This window comes from Acinetobacter sp. B51(2017) (assembly GCF_003711395.1).
In the GTDB taxonomy this organism is placed as follows: Bacteria; Pseudomonadota; Gammaproteobacteria; order Pseudomonadales; family Moraxellaceae; genus Acinetobacter.
This window is the reverse complement of the sequence record NZ_PJRJ01000028.1, coordinates 15578-38022: the sequence shown is the minus strand read 5'-3', so window position 1 is coordinate 38022 and position 22445 is coordinate 15578. Positions and strand designations below refer to the sequence as shown.

The 22445-nt window shown below is 38.5% G+C and carries 20 protein-coding genes and 1 rRNA gene; 9 read left to right on the top strand and 12 right to left on the bottom strand.

Annotation, left to right across the window (positions count from 1 at the left end; translation table 11 throughout):
- Positions 1-68 precede the first annotated feature (68 nt).
- The 3 genes from rrf (at position 69) to CYK47_RS12220 (ending at position 1103) form a co-directional block, all read left to right on the top strand.
- Positions 69-183 (top strand): 5S ribosomal RNA (rrf, locus tag CYK47_RS12230).
- 250 nt (positions 184-433) lie between these two features.
- Positions 434-892 carry a transposase family protein gene (locus CYK47_RS15790; protein ID WP_122902130.1) on the top strand — a complete coding sequence of 153 codons (459 nt, stop codon included), beginning with the start codon at positions 434-436 and terminating at the stop codon, positions 890-892.
- Complete coding sequence (locus CYK47_RS12220) at positions 840-1103, top strand: transposase (RefSeq protein WP_213072428.1); 264 nt, start codon at positions 840-842, stop codon at positions 1101-1103. Before CYK47_RS15790 ends, CYK47_RS12220 begins: the two co-directional genes overlap by 53 nt.
- 229 nt (positions 1104-1332) lie before the next feature.
- Here CYK47_RS12220 and CYK47_RS12215 read toward each other — a convergent pair whose 3' ends face one another.
- Together CYK47_RS12215 and CYK47_RS12210 are read right to left on the bottom strand one after the other, a co-directional pair.
- Complete coding sequence (locus CYK47_RS12215; RefSeq protein WP_122902129.1) at positions 1333-2400, bottom strand: zinc-binding metallopeptidase family protein; 1068 nt, start codon at positions 2398-2400, stop codon at positions 1333-1335.
- Positions 2401-3644: 1244 nt separating this feature from the next.
- Complete coding sequence (locus tag CYK47_RS12210) at positions 3645-4412, bottom strand: alpha/beta fold hydrolase (RefSeq protein ID WP_122902128.1); 768 nt, start codon at positions 4410-4412, stop codon at positions 3645-3647.
- A 709-nt stretch (positions 4413-5121) separates the two neighbouring features.
- On the opposite strand from CYK47_RS12210, the gene aroQ reads away from it, so the two are divergent.
- The 3 genes from aroQ to accC are packed head-to-tail and all read left to right on the top strand — an operon-like array spanning position 5122 to position 7402.
- Positions 5122-5571 (top strand): type II 3-dehydroquinate dehydratase, encoded by a 450-nt coding sequence (gene aroQ / locus CYK47_RS12205; protein ID WP_122902127.1) that lies wholly within the window; start codon positions 5122-5124, stop codon positions 5569-5571.
- Between the two features lie 18 nt (positions 5572-5589).
- Positions 5590-6012: an acetyl-CoA carboxylase biotin carboxyl carrier protein gene (gene accB, locus CYK47_RS12200; RefSeq protein WP_122902126.1), complete on the top strand. Its 423-nt coding sequence runs from the start codon at positions 5590-5592 to the stop codon at positions 6010-6012.
- A 22-nt stretch (positions 6013-6034) separates the two neighbouring features.
- Positions 6035-7402: an acetyl-CoA carboxylase biotin carboxylase subunit gene (gene accC / locus CYK47_RS12195; RefSeq protein WP_122902125.1), complete on the top strand. Its 1368-nt coding sequence runs from the start codon at positions 6035-6037 to the stop codon at positions 7400-7402.
- Positions 7403-7441: 39 nt separating this feature from the next.
- Here the strand turns inward: accC and CYK47_RS12190 are convergent, their stop codons facing one another.
- The 10 genes from CYK47_RS12190 to CYK47_RS12150 all read right to left on the bottom strand — a co-directional run bounded on the left by CYK47_RS12190 (position 7442) and on the right by CYK47_RS12150 (position 17199).
- Complete coding sequence (locus tag CYK47_RS12190; protein ID WP_122902124.1) at positions 7442-7897, bottom strand: hypothetical protein; 456 nt, start codon at positions 7895-7897, stop codon at positions 7442-7444.
- Positions 7898-8025: 128 nt separating this feature from the next.
- Positions 8026-9171 carry an MFS transporter gene (locus CYK47_RS12185; protein WP_122902123.1) on the bottom strand — a complete coding sequence of 382 codons (1146 nt, stop codon included), beginning with the start codon at positions 9169-9171 and terminating at the stop codon, positions 8026-8028.
- A 153-nt stretch (positions 9172-9324) separates the two neighbouring features.
- A complete protein-coding gene (locus CYK47_RS15725) occupies positions 9325-9438 on the bottom strand; it encodes a hypothetical protein (protein WP_228722443.1) in 114 nt (37 codons plus the stop codon).
- Positions 9439-9687: 249 nt separating this feature from the next.
- Entirely contained in the window at positions 9688-9912 is a 225-nt protein-coding gene (locus CYK47_RS12180) for a hypothetical protein (protein ID WP_122902122.1), read from the bottom strand.
- A 245-nt stretch (positions 9913-10157) separates the two neighbouring features.
- Positions 10158-11240 carry a tRNA (uridine(54)-C5)-methyltransferase TrmA gene (gene trmA / locus CYK47_RS12175; RefSeq protein ID WP_122902121.1) on the bottom strand — a complete coding sequence of 361 codons (1083 nt, stop codon included), beginning with the start codon at positions 11238-11240 and terminating at the stop codon, positions 10158-10160.
- A 138-nt stretch (positions 11241-11378) separates the two neighbouring features.
- On the bottom strand, positions 11379-12374 hold the full coding sequence (gene cysK / locus CYK47_RS12170) for a cysteine synthase A (protein WP_122902120.1): 996 nt from the start codon (positions 12372-12374) through the stop codon (positions 11379-11381).
- 378 nt (positions 12375-12752) lie between these two features.
- Complete coding sequence (locus tag CYK47_RS12165) at positions 12753-14375, bottom strand: AMP-binding protein (RefSeq protein WP_122902119.1); 1623 nt, start codon at positions 14373-14375, stop codon at positions 12753-12755.
- A 38-nt stretch (positions 14376-14413) separates the two neighbouring features.
- On the bottom strand, positions 14414-15571 hold the full coding sequence (gene aliB / locus CYK47_RS12160) for a cyclohexanecarboxyl-CoA dehydrogenase (RefSeq protein WP_122902118.1): 1158 nt from the start codon (positions 15569-15571) through the stop codon (positions 14414-14416).
- Positions 15572-15582: 11 nt separating this feature from the next.
- The gene (gene badI / locus CYK47_RS12155; RefSeq protein WP_122902132.1) at positions 15583-16365 is read right to left on the bottom strand and encodes a 2-ketocyclohexanecarboxyl-CoA hydrolase; all 783 of its coding nucleotides are present in this window, start codon (positions 16363-16365) and stop codon (positions 15583-15585) included.
- Between the two features lie 66 nt (positions 16366-16431).
- Entirely contained in the window at positions 16432-17199 is a 768-nt protein-coding gene (locus CYK47_RS12150) for a glucose 1-dehydrogenase (RefSeq protein ID WP_122902117.1), read from the bottom strand.
- A 531-nt stretch (positions 17200-17730) separates the two neighbouring features.
- Here CYK47_RS12150 and plsB point away from each other — a divergent pair.
- From plsB to CYK47_RS12135, 3 genes are all read left to right on the top strand, one after another.
- Complete coding sequence (gene plsB / locus CYK47_RS12145) at positions 17731-20205, top strand: glycerol-3-phosphate 1-O-acyltransferase PlsB (protein WP_122902116.1); 2475 nt, start codon at positions 17731-17733, stop codon at positions 20203-20205.
- Between the two features lie 171 nt (positions 20206-20376).
- Complete coding sequence (locus CYK47_RS12140; RefSeq protein ID WP_122902115.1) at positions 20377-20688, top strand: ArsR/SmtB family transcription factor; 312 nt, start codon at positions 20377-20379, stop codon at positions 20686-20688.
- Positions 20689-20747: 59 nt separating this feature from the next.
- On the top strand, positions 20748-22445 hold the full coding sequence (locus CYK47_RS12135; protein WP_122902114.1) for a SulP family inorganic anion transporter: 1698 nt from the start codon (positions 20748-20750) through the stop codon (positions 22443-22445).

Here is a 22445-nt window from a genome sequence, read left to right as displayed (position 1 = left end):
CCTGTTAATAACTCATTTGACGAAAGTTAGGCATTTAATAAGACCTGATGAGTAAGCATCACAGTTGTGCTGGCGACAATAGCAAGAGTGAACCACCTGATCCCTTCCCGAACTCAGAAGTGAAACCTCTTAGCGCTGATGGTAGTGTGGGGTTACCCATGTGAGAGTAAGTCATCGCCAGCTCATTATTCTAAAAATCCCCCTGATCATTCATCAGGGGGATTTTTTTCGACTTTAAAAAGCAATAGATCCCCTTAGGATTTGCATGAAATTGTTTTTAACGAACGACTCTTCCTACGCTTCTATTCACCAGGATCACGCTCTGACCTACTTACCTACTTATTTCTAGTTTTATCTACCGTATTTTTCTAACCGGGATTCTATTATTAAAATAGCCTAAGTATATTTAATAGATCTCTTTCATAAATCAAAAATGATCTACTTTTTGCTTCTTATTTATACCGAAGAATTTAGAATATTCATACATAATTTACGAATAAAATACATCGACTCAAAGAAGCTTTCTGAAACACAGTTTAAGCAATATACAGGCATCTCATGGTCAACCTTTTATTTAATGGTTGAGCAATTGCAGAAACATGTTCCAGAGAAAGGTAGACCTCCGAAATTGCGTATAGAGGATCAAATTCTTCTGTGCTTAAGTTATTGGCGTGAATATCGAACTTTGTTCCATGTCGCAACAAGTTATGGTGTGTCAGAGCCTACTGCTTCAAGAATCGTCCGCCAGGCAGAGGACTGCCTCATCAAGTCCAATCTATTTAATTTACCGAAGAATTTGCCTGAAGGCAAAGGGATCGACTGGAATGTGGTGATCGTAGATGCCACAGAAATCCCAATACAAAGACCTAAAAAAACAGAAGAAAAGCTATAGTGGCAAGAAGAAAGCACATACTTTCAAAGTTCAGGCCATTATCCATTATAGAACTCAGCAAGTTCTGAGTTTATGTACGAATCGTGGTGCTGTACATGATTTCGAACTCTTCAAACGCAACTTGAATCAGATTCCTGCAGGTGCCTTTATCCTTGCAGATAAAGGTTATCAAGGGATCTATACAGTAATCCAAATAGCTTATTGCCATTAAAAGCAAAAAAAGCGCTGCAAACTAGATTTGGAGCTAAAATTTTACAATCAAGAAATTAATAAAAGAAGAATTGGGGTTAAGCATGTATTTGGCCGTTTGAAAACCTTCAAAATCCTTGCCGAGCTTTATCGAAACCGAGGAAAAAGACTCGGATTAAGATTTAATTTGATCACGGGCATCTACAATTTGGAGCTGAGTAAAAAATAACTTATGAAAGAAGTCTAATCTATTAAAAAGCTAAATCTAATAAATGTCTATGTATAAAACGTAATTTACCTTTAATTACCTCAGACAACTTAAAAGGATAAGCATCTTCTAAACCCATACTTCGATTTAAAGCATTTAAATTAAATGTTAATGTAACCCAGCTATTCAAAATTTTTTCAAAATTCTGAGCACCAATAGGGCATTCATCCATCGTTAAATTGGCTAAACTTCCTTGTTGGGCATTCACAGCTAAACCAGCATAAAATGCTGTTTCTAATGTTTCCATCATATGTAAGTAATGTGCCCAAGTCTCAGCCCAATCTTCCCAAGGATGAGCTGTAGCATATGAGCTAATGTAATTGGTTTGCCAATTTTCCTGTGGCCCATATTCATAATGCCTTTGTAGGGCTTCTGCATAATCTTGACGCTCATCACCAAAATAATATCTAAATTCAGATAGTAAATCTGGTCTTAATTTTTCAATCAGATAAAAATAATAATGACCACTTTCATGTCTAAAATGTCCTAGTAATGTTCGGTAATTTTCTCCCATATTTACTCGAGTGGTTTCACGATAAATTACATTGGCTTCTTGCGCATTTAAAGTAATGATTCCTTTACCATGCCCAGTCATCACTGTTTGACCATTCATGGGGACTAAAAAGTTAAAACGCAGTCCAAGCGCATCATTATCATTTTTTTTGGGATGAGGCATGATATTTAAGCGTTGAGTTAAATATAGAAAACGCTGCTTTGCTTTTTCTAAATGACGCCAATATTCTATATTTTCAGGTTGATCTAAGGGTGGAATAATATAAGTCAGTTGACAGGATTCACAATAAATTTCATTATCATCATAAGCTAATACCCAGTTGCAAATTTGATGATGTGTATAGTTGTAGCAAGGTTTAAAATATTGATTTGCTAAATTATTGTTTTTCTTAGGTTGCCATTGCTCAATTTCAACCTCATCAAAACAAATCAAATCCTGATCTTTGGCTGAATAACCGATCCTGCAGCCACAAGTGTCACAGTGAGTTTTAGCAAAAAATATTTGCTGCTGACATTCACTACAAGCGAAATAGCGCATAATCCTGATCATTCCATTGAAAATACATAGCTTATTGTCTGCTAAAAATAATCTGTATTCATTAGCTTTTATGCGAAAAATACTATTTTTTGACAAGTGTTGTGTAGGATTCTTTTGAACTTAAATTTAAGTTAAGTCAATTAGCGTCAAATCACTTATTTTTTGCAAATCTTTTGGTTTTATATTTGGTTTATTTTTTTAGGTTTATTTAATTTTTATATTAAAAACAATTACTTACGTATATGTGTGATGCGTATATAACGCATCACATTTAAAGTGGTTTTTGGCAGTAATTTATTGTTTTCATCATTGTGATTCATTTCAAGATTCATTTAACTAAAATGCTTAATTTACCTTAGTTGAATGAATCTTGCTTATATAGGTTGATTTTATGGTGTGGTGTATAAGCCATCAACAGGCGACATTATCAAGTAAACTGGATTTATTACTTAAGAGAGCCAAAGCTAATACAATAAGAAACAACTCATTAGAAAAATAAGCAATCACCAAAATTTAAATCAGATGGATGATTTAAAATATAATTTAACAGGCAACGCAACAGGGTGAACATGAGCTAAATAATAAGTATTACAAATACACCATATTTAACATAATGTTCATTATACGAAATTGGATTTATATAACGTTTTGCTAACTTGTAATATAGTTGAGATCAAATATTACTTAATTTCTCAAGCTTTCAACCCATCAAGTGACTCAGTGATTGCTTAAGCTTAATTAAGACACTGTCTTAAGGATAATGCATTAGTCATGACCAATTGATTCATCATCTCCATAATGACTTATTAAAACCAAAGAGCCTTTCTATTATTTCTAAACATCTGGCAGTAGCATATTTTCTATTTTTATAGTGACAAGCATTTGATATTCACAGTAAACCAAAAAAAACTTTGAATACATTTTATTTTTACAATATCTAGATGGTACTCTGACCATTATGTATGAAAGACAGAAAACCAACTACAACATATTAAACAAATTGGTTGAACTATAGCAATATGAAATGATTGAGATAAAAGGTTAGCTTAAGCTTCCCCTTATGCATACCACAACATAAAAAGCTGATAAATATAACAAAGATACTAATCTCTAAGAAATTATGCTGAGCTCTAAAACTTAAGAAGCAATCATTAAAAAATAAATTTTAATCCTATTCTTGATTCCTGAAGTTAGAAACTGGATATTTTAATTACCTGAAATATATTTCAGGTAATTGATGGCTTTTATTTTTGCATCAAATAACGTTGAATCTCTGACAATACTTGTTGCGGTTTTTCACCATGCAACCAATGACCAGCACCTTCAATAAGTTGAATCTCTGCCGCTGGAAATTGGCTATATACCGCCGCAAAATGCTCAGGTGTAGCCAAATAGTCTGAATTCCCACCACGTAAAAACAAACAAGGCTTATTCCAAGCGCACTGTGTTTTCCAAGCTAAAATATCAGAATAATGTTGCTTTAATGCTGCAACGTTAAACAACCACTGCCCTTGATGAAAGGATTTTAATAAAAATTGAATCACCATCATTTCATCAATATATTGCTGCATGATTATCGTGGCTTGCTGGCGTGTTGTAACCTGAGCATTTTCAACAGCAATCAGCGCTTGAAAGATTTCATTGTGATGATAATCAGCCGAAGCAATTGGAGTGATATCCAATACCACTAATTTTTCTATACGCTCAGGAGCGACTGCTGCTAAACGCATTGCAGTTTTTCCACCCATGGAGTGACCAATCACACTAAAATTTTCAATATTTAAATAATCTAAGGTTTCAAGTATATCTTGTGCTAATACATCATAATCATGTTGATCGGCATGTGGTGATAAACCATGGTTGCGCACATCGATTTGCAAGGTTGCATAGTCTTGCTGTAAAGCGCGTGCCAACATACCCAGATTGCTTAAGCTACCAAATAAACCATGAATAAAAACTAAGGTTTTTTCTGATGTTGTTGAGTGAGTTTGATATTGGTAATGGAGTCGCATAATTCTAAAAAACATACAGAGGTGTAGTTATATTGATTTGCTTTAAATGATTAAGCAAGCGCTTCTTTCCAAGTCATTGCTAATAGATTTGTGTCAGTCAATTTCCGTGGCTTTGCATCGTTCTTTTATTGAGGCTAGTCAAAGATTCTATTTGGCAGATTTAGCCTGAGCTGTATTTTTATAAAAGATGATCAGATTGGTCAATCGATTAGTTATTTGTTAAACATTGCATGACTAACAAGTGAAGGTAAGATTAGATGAATTGATTTGCTTTAAATATAAAAATCACCAATAAAATTAAATTAATCCCCTGTTTTTGCTTTAATTTTATAAAAATGAAAGATGTTGCCATAGGTTTATATCTGAAAAAGATTTATAAATAGGCCTGTTTTTAACCTTAATAAAAATTGTTTGCTCTATATTTATAGTTTGTAATTTTATGTCTATAGATGATGCAATTCAGTCGATTCATTTTGTATTTGACTTATCAATATTGTCGCTAAAATGCGAAAAAATATTAAAAAAATGGAAGTTTTTAACATTGTGAAATACTTGCAAAATTTACAATATAACACTCATACAAAAGCTCTATCTTTTAGTACTTTCTAACCACTTAAAAGATCGATTGTAGAAAATTATGCAATAATAGCGCAAACTTTGCATCCATCTTGCAAATCATTGTTGCAAATTTCAACTTGGAGTAATTTGAATGAGTTTAGCCATTTTGGTGATTCACGGACCGAATCTAAACCTGCTTGGACAGCGTGAACCAGAGGTTTATGGTTATCTAACATTAGAAGATATTAACCAACAACTTATTCAACAAGCTGAAGATAAGCAGCTTAAACTAGCCATCTTTCAAAGCAATTGGGAGGGTGCAATTGTGGATCGTATTCATGAAGCGAAACAGCAAGGGGTGCAATTTATTGTGATTAATCCTGCTGCTTTCACCCATAGCTCTGTGGCATTGCGTGATGCACTTTTGGGTGTGGACATTCCTTTCATTGAAGTGCATTTATCTAATGTACATGCACGTGAAGCATTTAGACATCATTCGTATTTATCAGATAAAGCAGTTGGCGTAATTTGCGGACTTGGTGCCAAAGGTTATGCAGCAGCAGTCGATTATGCGATTGCAAAAATTCAACCATCTCATTAAGACTCAGGACTTGAACCCATGGATATTCGTAAAATTAAAAAACTCATCGACCTGATGATTGAATCTGATCTACAAGCTATTGAAGTAAAAGAAGGCGATCAATCGATTGCTTTAACACGTCGTGTACCTGTGGTTGCAGCACCTGTTGCAGCTATGCCAGCCCCAGGTGCTGCAGCACCTTCTGCACCAAAGTCTGCGCCACGTGGTGCGGTAGAAACTTCTCCAATGGTCGGTGTATTTTACGCAGCTTCAAGCCCTGGTGAAGCACCTTTTGTTAAAGTGGGTCAAACGGTAACTGCAGGCGAAACATTGGGTATTATCGAAGCGATGAAAATCATGAATCCAATTGAAGCGACACAAAGCGGTGTTATTGAAGAAATTTTAGTGAAAAATGGCGAAGTGATTCAATTCGGTCAACCACTTTTCCGTTATCGCGCTTAAGTCATCATCACGAGGAACGATAATGTTGCAGAAAGTATTAATTGCAAACCGTGGTGAGATTGCCCTACGCATCACCCGCGCTTGCAAAACATTAGGCATTAAAACCGTAGGGATCTATTCAGATGCCGATAAAGACCTAATGCACCTACGCTTTTGTGATGAAGCTGTATGTATTGGCCCGGGTGCAAGTAGTGAAAGCTATTTAAACATCCCCGCAATTATTACCGCAGCAGAAATCACAGGTGCAGATGCCATTCATCCTGGTTATGGCTTTTTATCAGAAAATGCTGAGTTTGCTGAAATTGTAGAAACTTCAGGTTTTATTTTTATTGGTCCACGTCCAGAACATATCCGTTTAATGGGTAATAAAGTTTCTGCAATTACCGCAATGCGTAAAGCTGGCGTACCGACAGTACCTGGTTCTGCTCATGCAGTGACCACACAAAATGCCTTAGAAGAAGCCAAAAAAATCGGTTTTCCACTGATTGTTAAAGCAGCTTCTGGTGGTGGTGGTCGTGGTATGCGTATTGTTGAGCGTGTTGATACCCTACTTGAATCAGTACAAGCGGCGCAGCGTGATGCCGAGATGTGGTTTGGTGATGACACGGTCTATATGGAACGTTTCTTACAAAAACCACGCCACGTTGAAGTCCAAGTACTTGCCGATGGTAATGGTCATGCGATTCATTTATTTGATCGTGACTGTTCATTACAACGTCGTCATCAAAAAGTATTGGAAGAGGCACCAGCGCCAAACTTACCCGAAGATGCGCGTGCCCACATTCTAGAAGCCTGTGTTCATGCATGTCAATTAATGCAATATCGCGGTGCAGGTACTTTTGAGTTCTTATTTGAAGATGGTGAATTCTTCTTTATTGAAATGAATACCCGTGTACAAGTAGAACATCCTGTTACTGAACAAGTCACAGGTATTGATATTATTGAACAGCAATTACGTATTGCCGCTGGCTTGGGGCTTAATATCCAACAAGAAGATGTGGTATGTAAAGGTCATGCGATTGAATGCCGTATCAATGCAGAAGATCCAACCACATTTATTCCATCACCAGGTAAAATTGAACAATTTTACGCGCCAGGTGGTGCAGGTATTCGTTTAGATTCACATATCTATGCAGGTTACAGTATCCCGCCTTACTATGATTCAATGATTGCTAAAATTATTGCCCATGGTAAAGATCGTGAAACTGCGATTGCACGCATGAAACAAGCTTTAGATGAAACGATTTTAAGTGGTATTAAAACCAATATTCCACTGCATCGTGAATTGATTCTAGAAGATGCGAATTTCTGTAAGCAAGCCATGGATATTCACTATCTTGAAAAACACTTGCTTAAACAATTAGAGTTACATGCTGAAAAAGTTGTTTAATATCTAAACTAAAAAGTCACTCCAAGGAGTGGCTTTTTTTTAGGGATGAATACGTTTTAAAGTGGCAAAACATTGATTTGGTTCGTCTTCTAAACAAAAAGAAATATGAGATGCTGTATGCCACTTAATCGCAATACGGGTGACTTCCCCACTTTGATCTTCTTGAATCCCAGAGCAATCTTGTTCATTATTATCATAACGAATATTTAAAGTAAGACGTGCGGGTACAAGCTGAGGATCAAGACTAGGCTGATAGTCATATACCCCATAAGACCATTCTTTACCACTCCGGATAAAAATATCATTATTAGTTCTAAAATTATAATATTCGGTACATTTCTTATTTTCAGTAATTGGCATTCCCCACAAGCCTACCAATGCAGGTCTTGTCGTTATTTTAATCTGGTTTTGCATATTTTCTACCGCGACAGGTGCGCTATAACTGGAGCTTATAGCAGTTGCAGCTAAAATCGCAATGAGTACCTTTTGTTTCATAAAAATCTGACTAATGTATGAGAAAGTTACATCAAATGAAGTGTTTGAATTTGATATTCATCATACTGCTTACAGCTTGAATACTCTAGCGTTTTAGAATCAAAGTTATGTTGCTTTTTATTATCAAATTAACTTGATATCCGCTTAGGTAGTGAACCTACCAAAAATAAACCCAATAAAGTCACCAGTGCTGCCAATATAAAAATGATCTCTCCACCTAAACGTTGCCAATAGTACCCAGCTAAAATACTGCCTAGTGCGACACCTATTCCCCATACAGTACTATACAAGGCTTGGGCACGTCCTTGTTGTTGCGGTGAAAAATACTCAAAAATTACTCTCATGGCAATTAAATGAAATAAACCAAAACTAAAAGCATGTATAGTCTGGGCGGCAGCGTGTATCCATAACGAATGAGTAAATAGCCCCACAATTCCCCAACGCAATGCAGTGAGAATTAAACACATACTAACCAAAATCCGCCATCCCCAACGTCGAAAGAAAAATTGCGCACAGGCAAACATAATAATTTCTGCAATCACTCCAATCGACCACAATCCACCGATTATACTGGTACTAAATCCATGGCTTTTTAAATAGTTGCTATAGAAACTGTAAAACGGTGCATGTGAAAATAATAAGATCAGTTCTATAAGGAAAAAAGCACGTACCACAGGCTGTTTAATTACAGGTAAAATAGATTGCATATTTTGTTGCGCTTGCGGGGCATTGTCAGGTTCTTTAATACTCAATGACCACAAGAAAGCCAGTGTACCCATACACAGCAGCACAATAGGCAAATGACGAATATGTATCAGATCTAAGATGGCGCCAATTGCAAACACGGCGACAATAAACCCAATCGATCCCCACTGGCGCACTTTTCCATACAGTACTGCCCGCTTTTCGCCCAACCAAAATGCTGTCACCCCTTCAAATTGCGCCAAAATGGCATTTTGAAAAAAGCTAAAAATGAGCATTAATAAAGCTATAGATTGAAAATGGTTAGGGATAATAAAGATCAGTAACCAAATGCAGGCTTCAACCCAAGTTGCCACCCTGACCAAGAACATCCTTTTACCCGATTTATCTGCAATCCACCCCCAAATAAAAGGTGCAAAAAAGCGCGTAATAATGGCCAAAGATGCCAAAAATCCAATTTCGGCATAATTAAAACCTTGATCTTCTAAATACAAATTCCAATATGGCATAAAGGTGCCAACGATAGCGTAATAAAAGAAGTAAAATCCAGCGAGACGATTTTGGATGCGCATGATGGCCGCAAAACAACAGAAATAAGCCACAATGTTACACCCAAAACCAGTGGATTTTTATAATCTATTTGTTTTGACCACTCGCTGAGTCTATGTTTTTATTATTAAATTGAAGAAAAACTAATCAGATTAAGGTTCTATTGTTCTTTATAGTTATAATGGATTAATAACGTAAAAATAGATAATCAAACTCATCAGAAGCATAATTGCCATAAAAAGATAAGTGTTTAGATTATTAAAACTTAATAAAAATTTCTTTAATTCCATACTATCCTCGGTATCTGTGTTAAATGGTTTTAGAAATTATAAACAATTCTAAATAACAAGATGTGAGTGCTCAACAGAAATAATAAAATGTGCTAAAAACGACACGTTTTAGATGGTTTTTTTTACACAGTTTTACATTGTTAATAATTTCTTAACAATGTTATTTATTGTTGTAGTAGGTATAGCTTATATGCATTCTTAAAAAAAAAGCATTGCTTTTTAGCAATGCTTTTTTTGTGTTCTGACTGCTTATTGTAAAGGCAGATGCTGTAAATCATTCAACTCTTTACGACTGTAGCCGCGAGATGCTAAAACTTTCTTGATACCAAGAATGACATCTTCATCCGTTGCTTGTTTTAATGCTGCAATCAATTGTTCATTTGATTTGCATGAACAATCGTTTTCAACACAAGCAGTTTGATTTTTATGTGCGTTGACCTGCTGATCAGAGAACAGTTTTTGCCAAAAACTCATAGAGCCTTCATTGATAATCTAACATAGTTCGAAATATAGACAATATATAAAATAAAGCAAGTGGACATGAGTGACAAAAGCAGCAGTTGATTAAGCATTTTTTCGATTAGGCTTTGGATTTTAAACGATATTATGAAGTAATTGGGACTTGATTTTCTATAACTTATTATTTTAACTACATAATAAAAGGAGCTCTGTTAAGCTCCTTTTATCGTTTAAATCTTTAATTTTAGTGCTAAAAAAGCTTATTTCAATTCAAGCAACACACCAGATTCAACATGATGGGTATAAGGGAACTGGTCAAATAAAGCGAATTTCGTCACCTGATGCGTTGCAGCTAAAGTCTGAAAATTGTCGTATAAGGTATCTGGATTACATGAAATATAAATGATACGTTTAAAGCGCTGTAACAATTTTAAAGTCTCATCATCAATACCAGCGCGTGGCGGATCAACAAATACGGTATCAAAGTCATAGCTAGTAATATCAATATTGGCTTCTTGTAAACGTCGGAATTCACGTTCACCGTTATAGGCTTGCGTAAATTCTTCTGCAGACAAACGTGCCACTTGAATATTATCAATTTGGTTTTGTTGGATATTCCACTGCGCAGCATAGACCGACGACTTAGCCAGTTCTGTAGCTAATACACGGCGAAAACGTGTTGATAGCGGTAAAGTAAAGTTACCATTACCACAGTACAACTCTAATAAGTCTTTTTCTGAATGATCCGCAGCTTCACATGCCCATTGCAGCATTTTTTGACATACTTGTGCGTTTGGCTGAGTAAAACTACTTTCAATTTGTTTATAAATATATTCGCGCTCAAACACGGAAAGTTTTTCAACGACAAACTCATCAGTTAAAACAAATTTTTGCCCACGGCAACGCCCAATCAATTTCACATTCAGTTGATCGGCCAATTGTTTTGCTGCCGGTAACCAATTTTCTTCTAATTTACGATGGTAAATTAACGAAACTAACACCTCACCGCTTAAGGTCGCCAAGAAATGTACTTCAAATAAACGCTGTGACAGAATTGGATCTGCTTTCATGGCGTTTAATAATTCAGGCATTAAACGGTTAATGTTTTGGTCGGCAATTTCAAATTGGTCAATACGCACAACCTTTTTTTGCCCCTGTTCGTCACGTTCAAACATGGCATAGAACATATCATCTTCGGTATGCCAAACGCGAAATTCAGCACGCATACGATAATGGTGTTCTGGTGATGCGAACACATCTAAAGCAGGCGGATTAAATTCAGCAAATTGCGCCGTGATACGGGCAAATTTAGCATCAAGTTGTTGTTGGTAAGATGAAGTCATATGCAAACAGGTAAAGCTATGAAAAGTGCTTCATAGTAACAAAATTTAAGGCGCTTACCTAAATTTATCAGGTATAAAATCTATACAATTAAAAAAGGCGCTCTATGTGGAGCGCCTTTTAGTGAAACTAAAACACGTTTAGTCTGCAGAGATATCTTCAAATAAAACTGAAGATAGATAGCGTTCACCGGCATCCGGTAAAATCACCACAATGTTTTTACCTTGGTTTTCAGGGCGTGCGGCTAACTGTGCTGCAGCTGCCATCGCGGCACCACTTGAGATGCCGACTAAAATACCTTCTTGCATCGCGGTTTTACGTGCCCAGTCAATTGCCTCTTGGCTTGGGATCGCAATCACTTCATCCACTAAGTCTAGATCTAAGTTTTTAGGAATAAAGTTAGCACCAATACCTTGGATCTTATGTGGCCCCGGAGTTAAATCTTCACCACGTTTGGCTTGCGTAATAATGGCAGATTCAGCAGGTTCAACCGCAACTGAATAAAGCGCTTGCTGTTGTACTTGCTCAAAATAACGTGAAATCCCGCTAATGGTACCGCCTGTACCCACACCAGACACTAAGATATCCACTTTACCGCCAGTCGCTTGCCAAATTTCAGGACCAGTGGTGGTTTCATGAATTTTTGGATTGGCTGGGTTTTCAAACTGTTGTGGCAGGTAATAGAGTTCTGGTTGTTCTTGAGTTAAGCGCACTGCTTCATCCACGGCGCCTTTCATGCCTTTAGCAGGTTCGGTTAACACCAAATTGGCGCCCAGTGCTTTAAGCACCTTACGACGTTCAATACTCATACTCGCAGGCATAGTTAAGGTAATTGGATAACCTTTAGCTGCTGCCACAAATGCCAATGCAATACCGGTGTTACCACTGGTTGGCTCGACAATATGCATGCCCGGCTTTAATACACCGCGTTGCTCTGCATCTGTAATTAAGGCAGCACCGACACGACATTTTACTGAAAATGCTGGATTACGCGCTTCAACTTTTGCCAGTACCGTGGCACCGCCTGTAATGGCACGGTTAATACGAACTAATGGCGTATTACCAATGGCTTCAGCGTTATTTTCGTAAACTGCAATACCCAAGTTATTTGGGGTTGGAAAAGCTGCATCGGTCATGTGTCTATCCTTCACATTTATTCAATTATGGGGTTTATCATACGCCAATTTTTTTAAATTTATCTTGTCTGATACATCAAGGGTACGCTTATTTTTCTATAAATAATTTATCTGTTTTAGCGATTAAACTGCGGTTAATTTAAGCGAAAATGTGTAAAATCGCCAATTTAATAATGAACAAAAACGATTAAAATTAAAATATTGTTCGGAGAATTGCAAAAAATCACGGAGATATATCCCGTATCGTCATAAAATATAGCAAGTTTGTATTCGGTTTTTTCGATAATGGTTTTTATGGTAATAAAGCGATAATGATATCTATACACAGCAAAAAGAGAGCGTTTTGCTGCTCTCTTTTTGGCTTTTTGCAACTGTGATTTAAGAGACTAACATTTCACGTAGCTTAAATTTTTGAATTTTACCGGATGGTGTCATCGGAATATTGTCCCAAACTTCTAGGCGCTCTGGTAAATATTGCTTGGCGAGATTGTGTTGCTGTAAAAAAGTCAGAATTTCGCCCAATTCCAAGGCTTGTGCTGAATCTTTGAGTTTTACAATGGCACAAGCACGCTCACCTAAGCGTTCATCTGGATAAGCAACCAACGCTACGGTGGCAATTTTAGGATGTTGATACAGCAACGATTCAATCTCTGCCACCGGAATATTTTCACCACCACGGATGATGACATCTTTTTTGCGCCCACAAATGCGGATATAGCCATGTTCATCTTGATAGGCAATATCACCGGTATCAAACCAATCCTCGCTATTGGTGTCATTTAAATGCGGACGTTTTAAATAACCGGCAAAGTTAGAACAGCTACGTACCCATAAACGCCCTGCGCTATTGACGGGTTTTTCTTGGCCATGTTTATCGACGATTTTAATTTCTACACCCTTCAGTGCCTTACCATCGGTATGACAAGAGCGCTCATCTGGATCTTCAATTAAGGTCATGGTCACGGCGCCACATTCCGTCATACCCCAAGCAGAAATCACTTTAATATTTAAGTTTTGCCGTGCTTGTTCAACTAAAGGTCCGGGAATCGGTGCACCAGCACATAGGAAAGTCTTTAAAGATGGAATTTGGGTATTAAATTGGGCCACTTGGCTGGAAAGATCATTTAAAAATGGCGTGGATGCCATGGTAAAACTGACCTGTTCATTTTGAATGACTGCAATCGCTTGATTCACCTCCCAAATATCTTGCAGCACTGCTTTGGCTTGTAACCAAATCGGCATCATTAAGCCGTACATAAAACCGGTTTGATGTGCCATCGGCGATGCCATCAGCACCACATCGTTTTGGTCTAAATGTAAAGTATTGGCATATTCGACAATATTGGCAAATAAAGTATTTGAGGTATGCATTACGCCTTTGGGTTCACCGGTGGTGCCCGAGGTAAAAATCAGTTGCGTGACTTGATCTGGATCTAAAACATATTGATCTAATTCAGCAATCTCTTCTTCACTCAGCTCATGTGCCAGCAATTGCTGAAAACTGCCTTGTTGCTCATCAATCACCAAAACCTGTTCAAGCGTCGGAATTTTGCTTTGCAGTTGCGTAGCCAAAGTAGCATGATCAAAACCGCGAAAGATTTTTGGTACCACAAACAGTTTGGCTTCGCCGTGTTTGAGCATAAATTCTAGTTCACGCTCGCGAAAAATCGGCATTAACGGATTAAGCACAGCACCAATCCGACTACATGCCAAATACAGTAAGGTAAATTCCCACCAATTGGGCAATTGACAGGCCACGACATCATGCGCTTGAATACCCAAACGTTTTAAGCCCAGTGCCATTTGATTGGTGAGTTGCCAAATCTGTGTATAAGTAAAACTCTGAGTTGTTTGCTGCTGTTTATAACTGACTAAAGCAGTTTTATTGGGTTGCTGCGCTACGGCCTGTTTTAGCGCGTCCAAAATAGTAAAATTATGCCAATAACCGTGTTGTTGCATATAGGCACGGCGTCCTTCAATCAGCACTGCATCAAATTCCATGTCCTGATGTCCTTATTGATTTTTATTGTTGTTTTTTATTATGCCGGCACAGCTTTGCGTCCTGCTTTATGCCGAGCAATAATAGTTTTCATAATTTGTGCGGTGCCATCGCCAATTTGGAAACCTAAGATATCGCGTAGGCGTTGCTCCATGACACCGCGGTCATAACCGGCATGGCCAAAGGTCAGTAAGCATTGATGCACCACATCATAAGCGAGTTTTGGGCCCCACCATTTACACATACCCGCTTCAGCGGTGTGCGGTAGATGGTTGTCTTTAAGCCATAAGGTTTGTAAACACAATAAACGCGCAGCTTCTACTTGGGTTTCATAATCCGCCAATGGATGCGAAACACCTTGGAATGCAGTTAAAGGTTTACCAAAGGCTTCTCGTTCTGCAGCATATGCCCATGCTTCATCTAAACTTACCCGTGCCACAGCCAATACTTGTAGGCCAATCAGAGCGCGTGAAAAGTCAAAACCTTGCATGACTTGTACAAAGCCTTTGTTTTCATCACCTAAGCGATGATTGACAGGGACGCGTACGTTTTCAAAGAAAATCGACCCACGACCAATGGCACGTTGACCATGACAATCAAAACGGGTGGTGCTAATACCGGGTAGATCCATCGGTACTAATAAAGCAGTCACCCCATGAGCACCTGATTCAATCGAGCCAGTACGCCCAAAAATGACCGCAGCATCGGCTTGATCAGCCGCGGAAATTGAAGTTTTTTCGCCATTTAGCACATATTCGTCGCCATCTCTCTCGATTTTTAAACGTAAACTGCCTGCATCTGAACCACCACGCGGCTCGGTTAAGCCAATGGCAAATAGTGCTTCTCCACGGGTGAGTTTATGTAGCCACGGCGTGACGACTTCAGGATCACCATGCTCTGCCAAAATCTGACCATTCAGTGAAGCGAGTAAATTAATATAAGAGAAACTTAAATCATATTTGGCCACAGCTTCGTGAATTACGCCTGCAGCTAAGCGCCCCATGTCTTGACCGCCATAATGTTCGGGTAATTCTGGGGCAATAAAGCCCATTTCACCCATCATTTTCATTAAATCACGGTCAAAAATACGGCTTTGATCACGCGCTAAAAAACCCGGCGCAATATATTTTTGTGCAAATTTTTCCACGGTTTCGCTTAAAAATTCTAAGTCTGCATCGATATAAGGATTTTTTGACATATCATGACTCCTTATTTGGCATACTTACGGAATTCAGGCGCGCGTTTTTCTTTTAAGGCATTGACGCCTTCACGTGATTCCTCAGTATCGTAATACAGTTTCAGTGCATACATGCCCATGCCGGCAATACCGGCTTGATGTGCGGTATCCATGTTAAAGCTACGTTTGGCAATTGCAATTGCGGTTGGACTGCGCTGACACAGTTCTTCACCCCATGCCTGAACTTCAGCATCGAGTTGATCATGTGGTACGCATTTATTGGCAAGCCCCATTTCAACCGCTTCTTGACCACTATAACGACGGCACATATACCAAATTTCACGGGCTTTTTTCTCACCCACCACACGGGCTAAAAACGCCGTGCCATAACCAGGATCCACAGAGCCCATTTTAGGGCCTACTTGTCCAAATACAGCCTTGTCTGAACAAATAGTCAGATCACAAATAGTGGCTAAAACGTTACCGCCACCAATGGCATAACCTTGTACACGCGCAATTACGGGTTTGGGTACATCACGAATGGCAGTATGTAATTCTTCCATCGGTAAACCAATCGTGCCACGGCCATCATAATTGCCATCATGTGCAGATTGATCACCACCAGTACAAAAGGCGCGATCGCCAGCCCCTGCTAACACAATCGCCCCGACATTTTTGTCATAGCCGGCTTTATATAAGGCTTTAATTAGCTCATCACAGGTGGTACCACGAAAAGCATTCATTTTGTCGGCACGGTTAATGGTAATCCATGCCACACCGTTTTTAACCTCATATAAAATATCTTCAAAATTCATGCTTTTATTTCCTTGACTAATTGCTTCGTAATGCATTGTTGTTCTTCCTTGTTTGTTATTGTTCAATTAACCATTCATGGTTAAACCACCTGAGACACTGAGTACTTGTCCGGTAATAAAGGCAGCGTCATCGCTTAAGAAAAAGCTAATTGCTGAGGCAAGATCATCAGGTTGACCTAAACGCCCGAGCGGAATGGCTTTGGTAAAGGCTTCACGCAGTTTTTCTGGGTTAGGTGCAGCATCCGTTACACCAGCCAACAGCGCAGTTTCTGTCGGTCCCGGACAAATGACATTTAAAGTGATGTTGTGGCGTGAATGTTCGCGTGCCAAAGTTTTAGAAAAAGATAGTAATCCGCCTTTACATGCGGCATAAACAGCTTCGCCTGATGAGCCGACACGTGCCGCATCTGAGGCAATATTGACAATCCGGCCGCCTTTACGTGCCACCATACCGCCTAACACGGCGTGATGCATATTCAGCATACCCACCAAGTTAATTTGAATCAGCTTTTGCCATTCATTTGGCTCGGTTTGTACAAAGGGTTTAAAAATATCCCAACCTGCGTTATTGACTAAGCCAGTAATGGGTCCCAATTTTTGCTCGACTTCAGCCACCGCCGTGCTGACAGCATCACTTTGGGTAATATCACACGCCACGGCTAAAGCTTGGGTGCCCAAGGCTTCAAGCTCTTGTTGTAGGGCTTGAGCTTTATTTAAATCTAAATCAAAAATTGCAACTTTAGCGCCTTCTTGTGCTAAACGCTTACAAGTTGCCGAACCAATCCCACCTGCTCCACCAGTGACAATCACTACTTGATCTTTTAATCCACGCATCCTGCTGATCCTTATTGTTTTGAAATTATGATTAATGATTCATAATTTCAACATAACCAACCTACTCATGAGTTTCAATAGAAAACTCATGAGTTTTTATAATGACATATTGGCAAAAAATACCAGAAAATTAAGTAATCTTTTGATGTTTAAATAGTTTTAAAATAAATCAGATTGGTTTTAGAAATAATTTGCAATAATTATCATTAAGTATTTGTTTTTATAGTCATGAAATAAAAGCCAAACATAGCAAAAATGAAATTTTTTATTTTAATTTATGCTAAAAATTCCACTTTTGTAGTTATAACTTGATTAAATCATGAATCTTATGAATAAATGAGAATTTAATATTTTTTACACTGGCAAACTCTACCAAAACGACGAACCAACAAGCAAAAATTTAAGCCTCTTAATTAGAGTGAATAGACTAAATATTTTAAATAACCGCATAAATTCTCAGCAATCGGATTTGTAATCAGGGAAATTATTACCGACAATAGCGCGATACGACACGTTTACTCAGGGAATGTAATGTCTAACGCTCGCTCTAGCCGTTGGTATCGCAACTTCACACAATCCATTTTAAAGAAAATGGTCTCGCCACAGTTGCTCGGCTCCACTGCAGAATTAGCACAATTGGTTCAAACCACCCCTCACATTCCTGTGTGTTATGTTGTCGAGGATGATTATGTCAGCAATCATGTCTTAATTGAGCAAGAAAGCCAAAAACAAGGTTTACCCGCAGCACTACAGACGCTGCAAGTGGGTACGCAACAAGAACAAGATGCGGTGTTAATTTTAAATGAAAAAAATCCGCAAAATGTGCCTTATCATTATTCAGCCAAACTCATTCGCCTCATTGAAGCTTTAGAGCAAGACCCAACGCTTGATGTGCAGCTGGTGCCTGTGACCATTTTGTGGGGCCGCGCACCAGATTATGAAGATTCTTGGTTTAAAGCGCTGTTTTCTGATGCTTGGGCAAAACCCTCGCATCTCAAACAAATGCTGAATGTATCTTTATATGGTAAAGATAATTATATTGAGTTTCATAAGCCTGTATCGTTACGTGCGTTATTGAATGAAGCCAAAGTTCAACAACCTCATTATTCGCCAGCGCATTTTATTGTTGAGCGTTTAAGTAACAATTTAACCAAGTCTAAAGAAGCGATTATGGGGCCCGATCTGTCGGATCGTCGTAATTTGATTCAAAAACTCATGCAAAGTGAAGCCATTCAAAAGGCCATTTTGCAAGAAAGCATTCATAAAAAAGTCAGCATGTTTGAGGCAGAAAATCGTGCCAAAAGCTATTTAAATGAAATTACTTCAGATTTTTCTTATTCAACTTTACGTTTTGCGGCGTTAAGTTTAGAAAAACTCTGGACACAGCTCTATGACGGTATTGAAGTGCATAACTTTGATACGGTACGGGAACTGGCAAAAGACTATGAAATTGTCTATACCCCATGCCATCGTAGTCATATTGACTATTTACTGTTGTCCTATGTGATTTTCAATCGCGGTTTGATGGTGCCACATATTGCCGCAGGTATTAATTTAAATTTACCTGTAGTAGGTAATATTTTACGTGGTGCAGGCGCTTACTTTATTCGTCGTAGTTTTAACGGCAATATGCTGTACACGGCGGTATTTAAAGAATATGTACATAGCTTATTGTCGCGTAACAGCCCAATTGAATACTTTATTGAAGGTGGACGTTCACGTACTGGACTCTTATTGCCACCCAAAAAAGGTATGTTGTCGATGACCATTCACAGTCATCTACGCGGTGCCACTAAACCGATTGCCTTTATTCCCACTTATTTTGGTTATGAAAAACTGTTTGAAGGTAGCTCATATATCAATGAACTCAATGGTAAACCTAAAGAAGCCGAGTCGGTGTGGGGTTTACTCAGCTCAGTGCGTAAAATTGAAAAAGTCTTTGGTTTGGTGCATGTCAACTTTGGTGATCCAATTTATTTAGATGATATTTTAAAACAAAACGATGCTTTAGGTTTGCAACTCGGAATTAACGATGATCTACCTAAAAATGTGGTAAATAGCGTTACACAAACAGCCAATGCCATTTTAGAGAACATTAATAAAGCAGCAGTGCTGAATCCAATTGCGTTGCTGTCTTTATTGTTACTCAAAGCACCGAAGCATCGTTTGCAGCAAGACACTTTGATTCAACAATTGGACGATTACCGTGCGCTACTGGCGTTAAGTCCTTATGATGTACGGATGATGCTGACCGAATTATCAGGTCGCGCGATTATTGATTACGCCTTAAAACTCAAACAAATTGAACAACACGACGTAGATGGCACTACCTTTATTCAAGTCAGTGACAAGCAACAAGGTTTGCTAAATTACTTTAGCAATAACGTATTACATTGCTTTAGTTTGCCAGCGTTAGTTGCCACAGCACTGATTCGTGGTTATCAGCAGGTAGATGCATTAAAAGCATATGTAGCGCAGTTATATCCGTTCTTTAAAGAAGAGCTGTTCTTAAAATGGGATATGACCGAGTTAGATACAGCAATTGATGACATTCTACAGGCCTTTGTACAGTTACAGTGGTTAGCGCAGCAAGACACTCACCTGCACTTATTGGTTGAAGCGAAACTTCAAGCCTTGGCAGAACTGGCAGATTCAAGCCTGACCAATTTTGCCTTGATGGGGCATATTTTGGCGCAGTTTGCACATCAAGACAGCTTAGGTCTTAGCAAGCTTGAAAAAATGACCAAAATCAGCTTAAAGACTTTACTGGCACAAGGACATTTACATAATAGTTTTTATTTTGATAAAGCCACAGTAAAAAGTTTTGCGCAAAGCTTAAAAAAAACCGGCTTAGCACAAGTACAAGGTGGCAGTATTCAACTTGAGCAAGTAGATGTTTTAAGCTTCTTTAATCCAACTCAAGAGCGCCAATTACACGCTTTATTTGAAGCCACCACATTTAGCGAAAAAGTGCTTAAAGAGTTCGAACCTAAAGCAAAAGCTTAAAAAAAACCTCTATTTATCAAGTGCTCCATTAGGAGCGCTTGGTAAATATCAAAATAACTAATAATCTTCTTCATTAAAAACCATTGACTTTCCCCTGTATTAAATAATTCTCATTCCTGAACTGTTTTATACTAAGCCTCTTTTTATTTTGTAACATATGAGACAGCTTTCATGAATGATGCGCTTGAAATTAAAGCCATGCGTGATGCCTCTGAACACGTGGTCACGATTTTAAAATCATTAGCCAATAGCGACCGCTTAATTATTCTGTGTCATTTGTCGCAACAAGAATTAAATGTCTCGCAAATTGAGCACATCACCCAAATTCATCAACCCACTTTATCTCAACAATTGATGATGTTACGTAAAAGCGAGGTGGTGAGCACCCGCCGTGACGGTAAACAGATCTTTTATTCGATTCAAGATCCCAAATTAGTCACCATTCTCACCACCCTGTATCAGCTATATTGCCCAAAACCTTAAAGATTCATTTTGGTTCTTTAGCATTTTTTATGCATAATATATCTAAAAATATGATTTAGATGATTCTTATGCGCCTTTCTCTGCCAGCATGGCAATGGTTGAAGCATTATCAGCTAGCTGATTTTCGTGCCGATCTCCTCGCAGCATTTATTGTTTTGGCCATGCTGGTACCGCAAGGTATGGCCTATGCCATGTTAGCGGGCTTACCGCCAATGATGGGTTTATATGCCAGTATTATCCCCATGATGATCTATGCCATGATTGGCGGAAGTCCAACTTTATCGATTGGGCCTGTGGCGATTATTTCGATGATGACCTTTGCTACCTTAAATCCACTCTTTGAAGTGGGCTCGCCCGTGTATATCGAAGCGGCATGTTTATTGGCACTGATGGTCGGTATCATTTCTTTGTTATTGGGTGTTTTGCGCTTTGGCTTTTTAATCCAATTAATTAGCCATCCTGTTATTAAGAGTTTTATTATTGCCTCGGCGCTGTTGATTGCAGTGGGGCAAATTAAATTTTTATTTGATGTTCCTTTACAAGCCAATAATATTCCTGAATTTATTTTAAGTTTATGGCACTACTTTGCGTATATTCATGGGTATAGTCTGTTATTGGGTATCGCGGCCATTTTATTTTTGATCTATCTGCCTGCTGTCTTTAAACGTCTACGCCTCAGTGCCTTTTGGGTAAGAGCAATCCCTTTATTTCTGGTCTTACTGTCTATTGCACTGGTGGTCGTGTTTGATTTAAACAATATTGGCATTAAGACAGTCGGTGCGATTCCCTCAGGTTTTCCACCACTGCATTTTCCGCATTGGAATATAGACTTAGTGATTCAGCTGCTTCCTGGTGCCAGCATGATTGCGATGGTGAGTTTTGTAGAATCATTATCCATTGCTCAAGCCACAGCCTTACAACAACGTAGCCAACTCAATAGTAACCAAGAATTGATTGCACTTGGTGTAGCCAATATCAGTGCAGGGCTCAGTTCTGCCTTTCCTGTTACGGGCAGTTTATCGCGTACCGTGGTAAATGCCGATGCGGGTGCCAAGACACCGATGGCGGGGGTGATTTCATCTTTATTTATTGTCGTGGTCAGTTTGTATTTTACTGGATTTTTCCGTGATTTACCTTTAACGATTTTGGCCGCCACCATTATTGTATCGATTTGGAAGCTGGTCGATTTTAAACCATTTATTCAAACTTGGCGCTATTCAAAAGCCGATGGTTTGGCGATGTGGATTACCTTTTTTGCGGTGATTTGTTTGGATATCAGCACAGGTTTGGTGATTGGGATTGTATCGACATTTATGCTGATGTTATGGCGTATCAGTCGCCCGCATATTGCTCAAATTGGCTTAGTACAAGGTACGCAGCATTTTCGTAATGTACAACGCCATCAAGTGAATACTTCAGAACGCGTATTATCAATTCGGATTGATGAAAATCTAAGTTTTTTAAACGCACAAACTTTAAAAGGCTTTTTAGTGAATGCCGTGAGTGAGCATCCAAAGCTCAAGCATGTGGTGATTAACTGTTCAAGTATTAGTAGTATTGACTATAGTGCGCTTGAAATGTTGGAAGATGTAGATGCTGAGCTGAGTAAACTCAATATCCAGCTACATTTTTCTGAGATTAAAGGCCCTGTGATGGATGGCCTAAAACATTCACATTTGCTGACACACTTAAGTGGCAAAATTTATTTAAGTCATTATCAGGCCGTGCGCGAACTGGCGCCAGAAATTCTCGACTAA

Coding starts and splice junctions, on each gene's coding strand:
- CYK47_RS12185 (WP_122902123.1), bottom strand. CDS start 9,171: ATGCGCATCCAAAATCGTCTCGCTGGATTTTACTTCTTTTATTACGCT.
- aliB (WP_122902118.1), bottom strand. CDS start 15,571: ATGTCAAAAAATCCTTATATCGATGCAGACTTAGAATTTTTAAGCGAA.
- CYK47_RS12220 (WP_213072428.1), top strand. CDS start 840: ATGCCACAGAAATCCCAATACAAAGACCTAAAAAAACAGAAGAAAAGC.
- cysK (WP_122902120.1), bottom strand. CDS start 12,374: ATGACCGATGCAGCTTTTCCAACCCCAAATAACTTGGGTATTGCAGTT.
- CYK47_RS12135 (WP_122902114.1), top strand. CDS start 20,748: ATGATTCTTATGCGCCTTTCTCTGCCAGCATGGCAATGGTTGAAGCAT.
- CYK47_RS12215 (WP_122902129.1), bottom strand. CDS start 2,400: ATGCGCTATTTCGCTTGTAGTGAATGTCAGCAGCAAATATTTTTTGCT.
- plsB (WP_122902116.1), top strand. CDS start 17,731: ATGTCTAACGCTCGCTCTAGCCGTTGGTATCGCAACTTCACACAATCC.
- CYK47_RS12165 (WP_122902119.1), bottom strand. CDS start 14,375: ATGGAATTTGATGCAGTGCTGATTGAAGGACGCCGTGCCTATATGCAA.
- CYK47_RS12180 (WP_122902122.1), bottom strand. CDS start 9,912: ATGAGTTTTTGGCAAAAACTGTTCTCTGATCAGCAGGTCAACGCACAT.
- CYK47_RS12210 (WP_122902128.1), bottom strand. CDS start 4,412: ATGCGACTCCATTACCAATATCAAACTCACTCAACAACATCAGAAAAA.
- trmA (WP_122902121.1), bottom strand. CDS start 11,240: ATGACTTCATCTTACCAACAACAACTTGATGCTAAATTTGCCCGTATC.
- accC (WP_122902125.1), top strand. CDS start 6,035: ATGTTGCAGAAAGTATTAATTGCAAACCGTGGTGAGATTGCCCTACGC.
- aroQ (WP_122902127.1), top strand. CDS start 5,122: ATGAGTTTAGCCATTTTGGTGATTCACGGACCGAATCTAAACCTGCTT.
- CYK47_RS12190 (WP_122902124.1), bottom strand. CDS start 7,897: ATGAAACAAAAGGTACTCATTGCGATTTTAGCTGCAACTGCTATAAGC.
- CYK47_RS12150 (WP_122902117.1), bottom strand. CDS start 17,199: ATGCGTGGATTAAAAGATCAAGTAGTGATTGTCACTGGTGGAGCAGGT.
- CYK47_RS12140 (WP_122902115.1), top strand. CDS start 20,377: ATGAATGATGCGCTTGAAATTAAAGCCATGCGTGATGCCTCTGAACAC.
- CYK47_RS15790 (WP_122902130.1), top strand. CDS start 434: ATGATCTACTTTTTGCTTCTTATTTATACCGAAGAATTTAGAATATTC.
- badI (WP_122902132.1), bottom strand. CDS start 16,365: ATGAATTTTGAAGATATTTTATATGAGGTTAAAAACGGTGTGGCATGG.
- CYK47_RS15725 (WP_228722443.1), bottom strand. CDS start 9,438: ATGGAATTAAAGAAATTTTTATTAAGTTTTAATAATCTAAACACTTAT.
- accB (WP_122902126.1), top strand. CDS start 5,590: ATGGATATTCGTAAAATTAAAAAACTCATCGACCTGATGATTGAATCT.